This window comes from Limnothrix sp. FACHB-406 (assembly GCF_014698235.1).
Classification (GTDB): Bacteria; Cyanobacteriota; Cyanobacteriia; order CACIAM-69d; family CACIAM-69d; genus CACIAM-69d.
In genome coordinates this window covers 51,165-64,130 of record NZ_JACJSP010000019.1, presented here as the reverse complement: position 1 = coordinate 64,130, position 12,966 = coordinate 51,165, and the positions used below count along the sequence as shown (strand labels likewise).

The 12,966-nt window shown below is 56.0% G+C and carries 9 protein-coding genes; 4 read left to right on the top strand and 5 right to left on the bottom strand.

The window, feature by feature from the left end:
* The first annotated feature begins 252 nt into the window (after nt 1-252).
* A complete protein-coding gene (locus H6G53_RS15620) occupies nt 253-2,061 on the top strand; it encodes a ShlB/FhaC/HecB family hemolysin secretion/activation protein (protein WP_190534563.1) in 1,809 nt (602 codons plus the stop codon).
* A 162-nt stretch (nt 2,062-2,223) separates the two neighbouring features.
* Here H6G53_RS15620 and H6G53_RS15615 read toward each other — a convergent pair whose 3' ends face one another.
* Nucleotides 2,224-2,406, bottom strand: a complete 183-nt coding sequence (locus tag H6G53_RS15615) for a hypothetical protein (RefSeq protein WP_099531833.1) — start codon at nt 2,404-2,406, stop codon at nt 2,224-2,226.
* Between the two features lie 1,006 nt (nt 2,407-3,412).
* Here H6G53_RS15615 and H6G53_RS15610 point away from each other — a divergent pair.
* Nucleotides 3,413-4,660: a calcium-binding protein gene (locus tag H6G53_RS15610; protein ID WP_190534559.1), complete on the top strand. Its 1,248-nt coding sequence runs from the start codon at nt 3,413-3,415 to the stop codon at nt 4,658-4,660.
* A 255-nt stretch (nt 4,661-4,915) separates the two neighbouring features.
* On the opposite strand, the gene H6G53_RS15605 is transcribed toward H6G53_RS15610, so the two are convergent.
* The 4 genes from H6G53_RS15605 to H6G53_RS15590 form a co-directional block, all read right to left on the bottom strand.
* On the bottom strand, nt 4,916-5,092 hold the full coding sequence (locus H6G53_RS15605) for a hypothetical protein (RefSeq protein ID WP_190534556.1): 177 nt from the start codon (nt 5,090-5,092) through the stop codon (nt 4,916-4,918).
* A gap of 305 nt (nt 5,093-5,397) precedes the next feature.
* Complete coding sequence (gene larE, locus H6G53_RS15600) at nt 5,398-6,267, bottom strand: ATP-dependent sacrificial sulfur transferase LarE (protein WP_190534552.1); 870 nt, start codon at nt 6,265-6,267, stop codon at nt 5,398-5,400.
* Nucleotides 6,268-6,441: 174 nt separating this feature from the next.
* Entirely contained in the window at nt 6,442-7,188 is a 747-nt protein-coding gene (locus H6G53_RS15595) for a hypothetical protein (protein ID WP_190534549.1), read from the bottom strand.
* Nucleotides 7,189-7,556: 368 nt separating this feature from the next.
* Nucleotides 7,557-9,578: an FAD-dependent oxidoreductase gene (locus H6G53_RS15590; RefSeq protein ID WP_190534546.1), complete on the bottom strand. Its 2,022-nt coding sequence runs from the start codon at nt 9,576-9,578 to the stop codon at nt 7,557-7,559.
* Between the two features lie 598 nt (nt 9,579-10,176).
* Between H6G53_RS15590 and H6G53_RS15585 the strand changes: the two genes are divergently transcribed.
* Together H6G53_RS15585 and H6G53_RS18790 are read left to right on the top strand one after the other, a co-directional pair.
* Complete coding sequence (locus H6G53_RS15585; RefSeq protein WP_190534543.1) at nt 10,177-10,455, top strand: 4a-hydroxytetrahydrobiopterin dehydratase; 279 nt, start codon at nt 10,177-10,179, stop codon at nt 10,453-10,455.
* A 635-nt stretch (nt 10,456-11,090) separates the two neighbouring features.
* Nucleotides 11,091-12,923: an HD domain-containing phosphohydrolase gene (locus H6G53_RS18790; RefSeq protein ID WP_370567846.1), complete on the top strand. Its 1,833-nt coding sequence runs from the start codon at nt 11,091-11,093 to the stop codon at nt 12,921-12,923.
* Nucleotides 12,924-12,966 lie beyond the last annotated feature (43 nt).

Genomic DNA, 12,966 nt, shown 5'->3' with positions numbered 1-12,966 from the left:
GGGTTTTTGAATTAAATTCGCCAATTTGATGGATCAGGTGAATTTTTAGAACCGATCCAGAAACTTGGAGAAAATCACCCCTCCTATTGTCGAAAAATGCCCAAAAACCGACAAAAACGCCCATCACCGTCAATCGTTAGAATCACGCAGGATCCGTGAGGATCCATCGCTAGGCAATTACTAAGCCGCATGTCAAAATCGCGATGATGGTTGACGGCGGCACAGTACTTAGCGCAGACGGTGACACGGGCTATGGCAACAAAACGGACGAACGTGAAGACGGCGTTAGGGCGAATTGCGATCGCCCAGGGCCTGGGATCTCTGCTCTGGTCGGGGGGGCTGTGGGGGCCGATCGCGCCGGGTTGGGCGATCGAGCCGGAAGCCGCCCAAACGCCCCAACGACTGACCCAACTCCCCCCCGACACCCGCCCGGTTCCCGACCTCAACCGCGATCGGTTTCCCCAAACGGGCCCAGACCCGCTGCAACCCCTGCCAGGCGATCTCCCCGCGATCGACTCGCCCAACCCGATTACGCCACCCCAGCCCTTGGATCCCAATGCGCCCCGCTTTTTGGTGAAGCGAATTGTGGTGGAAGGCAGCACCTGGCTCTCGGCCGCCGAACTGGCCGCCCTGACCCAACCCAGCGAGGGCCGCGAACTCACCCTCAGTGAACTGCAATCCCTGGCCGACCGCATCACCCAGCGCTATTTGGACGCGGGCTATCTCACCTCCCGCGCCTACGTGCCCGAACAGACGATCGGCCCCGATGGGATTGCCAAAATCGCCGTTATTGAGGGCTATCTCTCAGATATTCGGATCGAAGGAACCCAACGCCTGAGCCAAAACTACCTGCGATCGCGCATTCAACTGGGAGCCGGTCGCCCCCTCAACGCCGCCCACCTGGAAGACCAACTGCGGCTGCTGAAAGCGAATCCACTGCTAGAGACGATCGAGGCCAGCTTGCGAGCCGGCAACGATCCTGGCGAAAGCGTCCTTACCGTCCGAGTCACCGAAGCCAAAGCCTTGCGCGGCAGCATCAGCACCGACAACTACTCACCCCCCAGTATTGGCTCCGAACGCGGCATCCTTGCCCTGCAATATCGCAACTTGACGGGCATTGGCGATGAAGCCAGCTTCAGCTACAGCCACACCTGGCAAGACGGAGCCGACGTGTTGGATTTTGGCTATCGTCTGCCCGTGAACCCCATGGAAGGCACGATCCAGTTTCGGTTCTCGCCCAACTGGAACGAAATTGTGCAGCCCCAGTTTGCGGAATTGGGAATTCGCGGCAAATCCCAGCTTTATGAAGTGACTTACCGCCAGCCCCTCGTGCGATCGCCCCGCGAAGAATTTGCCCTTTCCCTAGGATTCAGTCACCAGCGCGGCCAAACCTTCCTGTTTGATGACGTGGGCTTTCCCTTTGGCATTGGCCCCGACGAAGACGGCCGCAGCATCACCAGCGTGTTGCGGTTTGGGCAAGATTACCTGCGCCGCGACCCCAATGGGGCCTGGTTGTTGCGATCGCAGTTCAACCTAGGAACCGGCCTGTTTGATGCCACCACCAACGACGGCGACGACCCCGACGGGCAGTTTTTTAGCTGGAATGGCACGGTTCAGCGAATTCAGCGCCTGAATCCCACCCATCTGTTGATTCTGCAAGCGGATGTGCAATTGGCCTTTGATGAGCTATTAGCCTCGCAGCAGTTTGTGATCGGTGGGGGGCAGTCCGTGCGCGGGTTCCGCCAAAACGTGCGATCGGGCGATAGCGGCTTTCGACTGTCCGTGGAAGATCGCATTACCCTGCTGCGCGACTCCTCTGGCGCACCCACCCTCACCCTGGCTCCCTTCATTGATGCGGGATATGTTTGGAACCATGACAACAACCCCAACTCCATCCCAGATCAGCGGTTTCTGATCGGTGCGGGAGCGGGACTGTTGTGGGAACCCTTCACGGATTTTCTGGTGCGTTTAGATTACGGTCTGCCGTTGGTGGATTTGGACGATCGCGGCTCCAATGCTCAAGATTCCGGAGTCTATTTCAGCGTCACCTACCGGTTCTAAATCGTGTTTGTGCCATTTTTCCTGTGAGTTTGATGGGGTTTGCTGCTGAAAACAATTCCCCGCCCAATTGGTCGATCGGGCGGGGAAGCAATAAGCTGGAAACTTGAAAAAAAGGGACAGGCAAAACCAACGACCAGCACCCTGCAAAAGGGTTGCGCAATATTACAGGTCGATCGGGGCCACCACTTCCACTAACTCCGCTTCTAACCGCAGGGATCCCGAGGGCATCTCTTCCACCTCAGCCCGCTGCTGGCGAGCGCTCCAGGCAATCAACCCCGGCAAAACCAAGCACAGCGCGCCGCTACCAATGCCGCACAGCGTAGCAATCGTCACTCCGCTATCCATAGCAACCCCTCCTGGCTTTGTATTGAGATTTGTATTGAAAACGAATTGGCTATGTTCGGTTCTGTTGTCAGGGAACCGATGCCCAAAAGTCGGGTCAAGCGGGGTCAAGTTGAGCGCTTCAACCCGCATTTCATTGTCGCTAAATTTCTGATCAAAACAGAAGGCTTTGGCGATTCAAAAAAGCTGTTTTGTGTATAAATTCCGCTAATGCTTGATGCCGATTGACTCCAATTGTTAATTAATAAATTCATAATTCTTTAAGATTTGAGACCCATTTCAGAGCCAAAATTCTCAGATCTTTTTAAGACATTCCAAAAGAAAGAAACTTATGCCATCAGTCTTTGGGAGTATTGCTGGGCGGAGGGCGATCGACTCTGCCGAAGGGGCAAGGGGGCGATCGATCCGGGCGATCGGCAAAAAATTCCCGTTCATCACCTCAAAAATCGTCACAACACTTATTCCTAGCTGCAAAACTGCCCCAGGCGAGAGGCTGCCCCCCCTTGCCCGCAAGATTTTGCAACGGTAAAACCAGAGTTTGGAGGATCCGAGAACAGGTTTTCCGCCCCAGACCGCAGGCCCAAAAGCAGCCCCAGATCGACGACTGAAACAAACCCTAGGACAGTTGCGTCATTGGCTTCAGCAGTTACCGAGCAAAACCGCTCAAAAAGCCGGTTTTTGCCCGCTAAACGTTGGGTCAGGCTGTGGCGTTCATGGAAGCGGCTAATCGTCCGCATCATGCCCAACTCAACTCGCGACAATCATCATTAGCTTTCATCACTCGCTCATCACTCGCTTTGATGCCTTGCTTCCGCGCTTCCGCTGGCTGTCCTGGGGTCGCTTGGCCCTTGGACGACAGCCAGCGGGTGGCGGCGCTTGGGTGACGATCTTTGGGTGACGATCTGTAGATGTCAGGTGCGATCAGTCCTCGATCGACTTCCCGATCGGGTGTTTGCCCCCGCCTGTTGCCCCCCTTCGTTTAGTTTTCCCTATCACCAGGAGTTGAATCATGCCTACCGTCACTGTTGCCGGGACGATCAATGCCGTTGATGCCAATAACAGCGGTCTCTATCCGTTACGCACTGTGCCCTTTGGGGAATACACGATCACGGGATTAACGGCAGGCAGCACCCAAATTGTCGCCTCAGCCAATGCCAGCACCCTCGATCCCTACTTGCAAGTTTTTAAGAAGAGCGGCACAACCTTGACCCTGGTGGCCGATAACTACGACTCTTCGCCCACCAACAAAAATTCCTTGGTGCAATTTGCCGCCGAAGCGGGAACTCAGTACGTGGTGCGCATTGCCCGCAGCAGCGCCGATGCTGGAGGGTTCAACCTACAAGTGACCAATGATGCCAGCGCCGTGATTGCGGGGCCCACGGCCGCCGGGACGGCCGATCTGTCGGTGGGTGACATCACGAGTCAATCCTTCGCGTTCCCCTCCTTCCCCACAACGGCGGAACTGGCCTCGCCCAATGGCGTTCCTAGCGGCCCTTCCACAGGACGCGATGACCTGTCGGGGTTGCCCCTGTTTTACCTGTCTGACGATGCGGACAACACCAACTTGGGTGTGCGGGTCGAAACTAAGGGCTTTTTCGTGGTGGGTCTGAATGGCAACGACACCATTACTGGCTCCTCGGAGAATGATTTCTTCAACGGCAACCGGGGTAATGATGTGTTGCTGGGTGGGGATGGCATTGATCAAATTCGGGGCGGCAAAGACTCCGACAGCATTGATGGTGGCGCTGGCAACGAAATTATTCTCAATGGCAACGATGGCAACGATTTAGTGCGGGGCGGCGAAGGCAATGACACGGTGAATGGTGGCCGCAACTCCGATTTACTGTTTGGGGACAATGGGGACGATCAACTGTCGGGCGATTTTGGCCAGGATATTTTGACCGGGGGCGCGGGGGCTGATTCCTTTGTGCTGCGGGCTGATCGTGACACCACGGCGGGCTTGTCCAACACGGCGACCAGTGCCAACAGCGCCGATATTGTGGCGGATTTTGTGCTGGGAACAGACAAGATTCGGCTGAACACGAGCGATAGCCTGACGCTGGAGAAGCTGAGTTTTGAGTTTGTGGCGATTAATGTGTCCACGGAGATCACCGGGGCCCTCACAACGGGGGTGAAAACGGGCACAGCCATCAAGGTGAATGACCCAACTTCGGCGGTGAATGGTCAGTATTTGGGTGTGGTGTTGGGAGTGTTGCCGGGGGCGCTGAATCAGTCGGCTAACTTTACGGTTGGTTAGGGGTTGGGGTGCTGGGTTGATGGGTTTCCTTCTGACCCGCTACACCTGATCCGCTGCACCTGATCCTTTGTGCCTCGGCCTTAAAAAGGGGATGAACCTGTGATCAGTTCATCCCCAATTACGTTTGGATTAGTCAAGTTTGTTCAGTCAAACTTGCACCATTTCGGTTGTGTTGATTCGGCCGCGCTTGCTCATCACCCACGATTGATCTGTGATCCGGCGAAGAGCAGCGGTCGATCGCCAACCCTAGCCAGACTAAGGAGTCGTGGTGGGGCTGGGGCTAGCAGCGGGGCTAGCAGCGGGGCTGGCTTCGGGGCTAGCAGGGGCTTCACCGCCGCCACCACCGCAAGCGGTTGCCAGACCGGCAACCAAGCTTGCAGCCACAACACCACGGGCAACGCGGGAAACCAAAGTCTTCAGGGTAGATTTCATGTTTGTTGTCACTCCTCAACAGCACAAAATGGGGTAGTCAAATGAACCCGACTGTCATCTTAAACGATGCGATCGGGAATCCGGGTAATTTGGCGGAGATCAGATTCCTGAGGATTCTATGACAACCGCCGCAATGGAGGTCGTGACCGCTCTCCATTGGGTTTTGGTCACGTTAACCCATCGTTAACCAAGAAACCTAACGCTGATTCTAGATCGACCTGTCGCTTTTGGTACGACAAGCGGGGCATTCTCGTGCAATGGTAGTTCGATTTTGCACTTTTCCTCAGCGATCGGTTGTAATTCGCCTAGCGCTGTGGGCCTGCGCTGGCGGAAACGCCTGACGTGGCAACCGATTCAGCCCCTCGGGGCCAGTTCAAGACGCGGTTGAGCTTGCCGCTCACGAGTCCTTCCAAGTCTAGGCAAACATACAAAAACCCCAGTTCTTGGAAATCTTGGACTAGTTTGGGCAGGTCGATCGCCCCCACAAAGTCCTTAATCAGCGCTGGCGGCAGTTCAATGCGGGCCGTGTCGCCCTCCGAGCGCACCCGCAAATCGCGATAGCCCAACTGTCGGAGATAGCGTTCGGCTCGACCCACCCGCTGCAATTTTTCGAGGGTGATGGTTTCGCCGTAGGGAAAGCGGGAACTCAGGCAGGGTTGGGCCGGTTTGTCCCACCAGGGTAAGGCTAGTTGCTTCGAGAGTTCGCGCACTTCGAGCTTGCTGATCCCCAGCTCGGCCAGGGGCGATCGCGCGCCTCGTTCCTTGGCGGCCTGGATCCCCGGTCGGTAGTCCCGGAGATCATCCGCATTCACCCCATCCACCACGTAGGGATAGCCCCGGGCGATCGCGATCGGCTTCAAGGTGTCGTGTAGTTCGCTCTTGCAGAAGTAGCAGCGATTGGTGGGGTTAGCGGCGTAGTTGGGGTTATTTAGTTCATGGGTTTGCACAATTTCATGGGCAATGCCGATGGCCGCTGCTTGGGCTTGCGCCTCCAGCAAGTCATCGGGCAGCAGGGAAGGGGACTCGGCAGTGATGGCCACTGCGCGATCGCCCAGCACATCAAAGGCCACCTTTGCGACGAGGGTGCTGTCAATGCCACCGGAGTAGGCAATGAGGGCGCGATCCATCTCTTGAAACAACGATCGAAGGCGATCCAGTTTGGCAGTGATCGTCATTTACCCATGCTCCATGGAACTTGCGAGAGAACTAGTTTAAAAGTTCCGTCGCGGCCTTTCCCAGCTATGCACACCCAATCTTGGATGTTTTAGGGTGATAGGGGCCTGGGTGGGTTCAGGATGGTTTCAGCCACAGGGCATCATCAGCCACGGGGCACGATCAGCCACGGGGCGTTATTTGAAAAAGCCCGTGAACGTGTAGCCCACACCCAACAGGAGGGCCACATCGGTGTTGTCGTCTAAGAAGGCGGCGGCCACTCGCCCGGTGGCTGTCCAGCGGTAACTGAGGGGGACATCAATGCCGCCCGTGAGCGCGAAGCCCACGTCTGTGTCATCGCCGAATAGGTCACTGATGGCCAAGCCGCCACCCACGAAGGGGACGATCGAGATGTCGCCCGTTTCCTGATTGCGAATGGGAAAATCGGCGGTTAGGGCAATCACCGAAGTGCCACCATTGCCCAAAATGCTGGCGTTGTGTAGGGAAAGGTTTTCGCTGAAAGCCGTTTTGCTCAGAAGGGCAAAGCCGCCTTCACCCAGGGCGCTGGAATCGTCATCGCCGCTCAGGCCGATCGCCCCACCAATACCGATGTAGCTAAATTTGCTGCTGGTGCGGCGGCCATTGGCGGCGCGATCGGGCTGTTGAGCAAGCTGACCATCGAAATGCGAGTCGGCTGCCAAAGCAGCAGGAGCAACGGCGAGGGTGGGCACTGCTTCCTGCAATCGATTGGCCTGAGTGGACGGCGCACCGAATTGATCAAGGGCGATCGGCTGGCGGCTGTCTTGCTCGGTGGCGGGCAAGTCTGCCGCCAATTCCGTCAGCTCAGCAGCGGGGGTTGCTTGGGCCGGTTGGCCAACGGCTCCTAACCCGATCGTGAACGCCAGGGCCAAGCCAGCCCGTAGGGGATCCAACATCAAAGGCATGGTCTACACTCCTCCACAATCAACGGCAACAGACGACAAGGCAAGCAACTCAAGGCGAGCAACTCAAGATCAGCAACTGTTGAGCAGCCCATCATGGAGACTTGTTGGGCGATAGGTTGAGCCGCTTGCCCGATCGTGATGGGTTGAACCGTGGGCGATGGGTTGCCAGCGGCCAAAACCGGGTTCCCCAGGTCTCAACAGGTCTCCATGGATGTGGGCTGAGGGGTCAGTCCCTCCAGTTGCCGCGATTATAGGAATTGCCCTTGAGCGCACCATGGGGTGAGTGCCAGCCCCCCATCTGGGCTAAGGGGGTTGGGCCAGTTGCCCGGCAGACTATGCCACCTATGAAAGGCTCTGAACTGAGGACTCTAAATTTGCAGCACCCCCTCCGGCCGAACAGTCAACAGGGTGCGGCGTTGTAATCCTTCCTCATGACAAATTTCATTGGCTGCCAGCAGGCCACTGCTGATGGCTCGTTCCATCAGACCGCAAGGGAAGGGCATTTTCACCCAATCGCCCGCAAACATGAGGTTGCTTGCGCCCGATCGCGTGGCAGGGCGTTGGGAATAACTGCCGGGGGGGAAGCCAGAGAAATTCTTTTGGTTCACCAGCTCGCGATGCAAAATTGTGGCTCCTTTGAGGGCCGGCACCAACTCGTATAGCTCCTGCTCAAAGGTGGTGAGCAGGGCTTCTTGGGTGGGGAATTCGGCTTCTTTGTAGCAGTAAGCATGGAGTTCAACCACGCTGCCCCCTGTGCGATCGGCCCAGGCTTTGTAGTCCTCTTGGATTTTGTGATAGCGGGTGATGCTGTCCGTTAGGCGGTAGCCCGAGAGGGAGGTGAACTCGCTTTGATCCCAATCAAAGTCGCGATCGAACCAGATGCGAGCCACCGCAAAGGGATCCGCCACGGTGAGCTGGGCCACTTGCGATCGCGTGGGTTCAGCCACGTCTCCTTCGGCAATGTCAAACAGATGGCGAATACCTTTCACATCCGCTGCAAACACGAAATAGTCCGCTTCCACCACCTGGCTCGGAGTCCGATCGACCGCTGCGGCCGCCAATTGCACCCGATCGCCCGATCGCTGCTCCACGTTGTAGCGAGCTAGGGGCTTGGTGGCGGGCCCCTGAAGCACCTTGCCCTCGCGATCGAACCGGGCCCCATGGCAAGGACATTGGAACGTGCCGTCTGCCTGGGGAGCCACCGTACAGCCCTGGTGCGTGCAGGTTAACGACAGCGCCGATCCCTCCGCCACCGCATAGACCTCATCGCCGCCCCCAAAATATTCCGGGCGATTCGCCAGCGGTTGAGCTGTGACCGGCTGCTCGGTGGCCGTAACCTCCTGGGTTTCTGGGCGCTGGGAAGTGGCTTGGGCACTGGCTTCGTTCAGCGAACTGTGGCGATCGACCCAGAACGGAACTGGAATGGCGGATCCCGTTTGGCGGTAGCTCAGGGATGTGATTTGTTGATCCTGCCACGCCACCTGATCGACCTGAGCATTGGCGATGACTTTGCCCCCGTTGGCCTCGATCGCCCGCATCATCGGCTCCACCAACGTGCGGCCCATGTCCTGCTTGGTGCCGTTAAAGGCCAGCCCCTCCGGATTGCCAAAGAAATAGAAATGGAAAAACTGCATTAACTCGCCCGCACTCAGCACATCTGGCGAGTTGAGCGTGGATTTGCCAAAGGGTAGGAAATACAGGTCATATAGTCCCTTGGGGAAGTCATTGGCCGCCCAGTCTGTCACGGCGATCGCATCGAGTTCCTCGTAGGTCTTCGTGGGTTCAAATCCCGTAATGGCCCGAAATACGGCCCAATGGGCAGGGCTGGTGAGATTTAAGCCCCAACGAAACCGATTCGGCGAAGAAATGGCCAAATCGACAATATTCCAAGGGAAGGATGAATGGGTGGGGCGAAACACTTCCGGTGCGTAGGTTTCATCCTTGTAGAGCACTGAGTAGCGCTCCAGGGACAGAAAATCCTGACGGATATTCATTTCTTCCGTCAGGGCCCACAGGTTGTAGTACTGCGGGAAAAAGCCATGGAACCCATGCTCCATCATCAGCGATTCACCATTGACCGTGATGGGCCAACTGGCGATTTTGCCGCCCAAGTGGGGCGATCGCTCCAGTAATGTCACCGCAAATCCGCGTCGGCTCAATTCATAGGCCGCTGCCAAGCCCGCCAAGCCACCACCGACCACAGCCACCCGCTTAGGGCGATCGTCCGGTAACCGCGTTGGCAATGTCAGGCGATCGGGTTGATATTGACTAGGCTCCGGCTTCATGAACCGCGAGTAGCCGAGGGCGCTGCCCACCGCACCCACACCAAGCAACTGCAAAGCTGTGCGACGCGAAAACGTTGATGCAGGATCCGTTGATGCAGGATCCATTGATGCCGAGTCCGTTGATCCAGAATCCGCAGAATTCGGCTGGGGAAAAAGAGTCATGGGGAAAGGAAGACAGTAAACGGCACAAGTTACGGCACAAATTCCTGAACTTGCTCTTGAACTTGTTCAGGAACCGGTTTCCGAGTTGCCAACAGGGCCAAGTGGTGCAGCGGGCGCTTGGTGCTCCCTCTTTGCAGCCACTCGCGAATCCTAGCCTACGATTGTGCCGAATTCCCTGAGGTTCTGCCACCTACATCAGGTCTTGGGATCATGTGGTGGCCGTCCCTGGGCGATCGCCCCAGCCCCGAGCAATGATCAATCAATGACCAATTAATGACCAATCCAGGATCAGCACCGATGTGAATCTGCTGTGGATCTGCCAATTTCAGCGCTCTTGATCTTGTACCAAAGCGGGATTCTACAAATTGCCAAAAATCGCCAAAATCGACGCTTATTCAGTATTTTTGCTGAAAATCTTGAATTCTGCGCCAAGCGATCGATCTTCCTTCCCCAAGACAGACCCGGTAACTTTAATTGAAGACCTCAACTCAACCTTGGGTTCGAGATCACTTCAAAACCACTGCGGGGTGAAATCAAAAATATGGCGCTTCTGACTGCATCCGAAATTCAAGACCGTTTGACCGCTCTGGCCAACTGGACGCTAGAGGGAAGCACCATCGTTTGTCGTCGTCGGTTTGCGGACTTCATCACAGCGATCGCCTTTGTTAATCAGCTTGTGGAACCCGCCGAAGCGGCCAACCACCATCCAGATTTGGAAATCAGCTATAACAAAGTGACGATCACCCTCAGCACCCATGATGAAGGGGGCTTGACGGCTAAGGATTTTGATCTGGCTGCCAAGATTGATCAGTTAGGCTAATCAGTTAGGCTAAGAGGATGTTTGAAAAGTATTTCTTGGCACAGGTCAAATAATAATCGTTGTCGTAAACAAGGGGCTTAAGCCCCTTGTCCCCCACGATCCACCAACGGTGAAGTCAGGGTTTCAGGCGACTTGACGACAGGCCCTAAGCCCCTTGTCGTTGTCGGTTGGCAAGACCCACAAGGTAGCCATTTAAGCTTTTCAGCCATCCTCTTAAGGATCAACGGAGTAAGGACAAATTGCCGAGGCTAACCCGGCGAGAGGCTGAAAACAGGAAAAGTGGGGAAAAATTGCCTGAAATTGCCTATTTCTCCAATCCATCGAATCCTGTTTTGCTGCAATTCCCATGTTTTACTGCAATTCTCATTCTCATGTTTTACTGCAATTCTCATATTGATGATCTGCTGATGATCTGCACTTCACTTCAGACTTGATTGCCAAATCGTTGAGCAGTGCCAGTCCTGTCATTCGTCATTCTTTGATGCATTATTCCTACGATCTTGGTAAGTGTGTTTAACTGCAAGGCTTGACTGCAAGGTTGGATTGCAGATTGATGACCAGTCTCTGAGGGGGTTTTGCATCGTTTTCAACAACTAAGCTTCCCTTCCCACCCTGTTATGCTATCGAGCGAATCGGTGAATTCAGTTTCTATCTGGGGCGAACGGGATTTCTTACAGGAAGCAGCCAGCCAAGCTTCTTTGGTGGAAGAGTTGCTGGCGATCGCCACGGCCCTGTCGGCGGTTAGCGACCTGGATGAATTGTTGGCGCTGATTCTCACCACTTGCCGAGAGCTGACTTGGAGTGATGCGGGCAGTGTCTATTTGATTGATCGCAGTGACGACACGCCCAAGCTGATTTTCAAAGTTGCCCAAAATGCCTCGCAGCCCAATGCCTCGTTTCGGGAATTCGCCATGCCCCTGGCCCGACGCAGCTTGGCGGGCTATGTGGCGCTCACGGGGAAAAGTCTGAGCATTCCCGATGCTTACTGTTTGCCAGCGGAGGTTCCCTACCAGTTCAATCACAACTTCGATAGCGGCTTTTCCTATCGAACCCGATCGGTGATTGTGGTGCCCATGCAAAACCTCAATGGCGAAACGATCGGGGTGTTGCAATTGATTAATCGCAAAATCGATCCCCGCGCGATCGTGGATCCCTGGAATGCGATGGAGGTGACCCGTCCCTATACGGAATGGGAAGAGCGCGTGGTGCAGGCCCTGGCTAGTTTGGCGGCCATTTCGATCGAGCGCAGCAATCTACAGGAAAGTATCGAAGCTCTCTTTGAGGGGTTTGTGCGGGCGGCGGTTCAGGCGATCGAGTCTCGAGATCCTTGCACCTCCGGCCATTCGGAGCGGGTGGCCACCTTGGCAGTGCGCCTGTGCGAAGTGGTGAACGAAATCCACACGGGGCCCTTGGCGGCCACCTACTTCACCCCTCGGCAAATTCAAGAAATTCGCTACGCCAGTCTGTTGCACGACTTTGGTAAGGTCTGTGTGCCCGAAGCGGTGTTGGTGAAACAGAAAAAGCTTTATCCCGATCAGCTTGAGGTGATTCGTCACCGGTTTGCCCTGGCTCGGCGGACGCTGGAGCTGGATTGTTTGCAGGTGAAGTATCGCTACTGGGTTGAGCACCCGGAATTGTTAACGGCTTATCAAAGCCGATCGTTGGTTCCTGAGTCTCCGAATGGGGTTTCTAGTCCTGGGGTTTCTAGTCCTGGGGGTTCTAAGCTGGCGGAGTCGAACGGCCATGGGCTAGCGGCCGCCAAGGTGCCCCCAGCCATGGCCCCCCAGACCCCTCATAAAACGATGGCCAATGCGGTGGCGGTGAACCCGCTCGATCGTCTGGACTCGGAGTTAACGGCGGCCTTGGATGAGTTGGATCAATATTGGACATTACTCCTAGAAGCCAATGAGCCGCAGGTGCTGGAAGCGGAACCGCTGGCCCAGCTTCAGGAATTGGCGAGTTACACCTATCGCGATGTGGATGGGCAACAAAAACCCCTGGTGACGGCGGCGGAAATTGAGCAGCTCACCGTTCCCCGAGGTACGTTGACCAGTGCGGAACGAAACGCGATTCAGTCCCATGTGACCCACACGTACCAATTTCTGAAGCGCATTCCCTGGACGAGCTATCTGCGTCAAGTGCCAGAAATTGCCTATGGCCACCACGAAAAGCTGGACGGCTCGGGTTACCCCCGGGGACTGCAAGCGGGTGAAATTCCGATTCAAACGCGCATCATGTCGATCGCGGATGTTTACGATGCATTGACGGCGGCCGATCGCCCCTACAAGCGGGCAATTTCCACCAGTTCTGCCCTCACGATCCTGCGGCAAGAGGCCCAAATTAATCGGCTGGATTCGATGCTGGTGAGCCTGTTTGAGGAAAAAGCGGTTTACCAGGCGATCGGCCATGCACTCGACCATCAATTGCTCCGGCCCCAGTCGGCGCTAGACGGCCCGTTCTGGAGCTGAAAGGGCCCGAAAACCCGCCCAGCCTCCGCAAAAGATTTTTTGA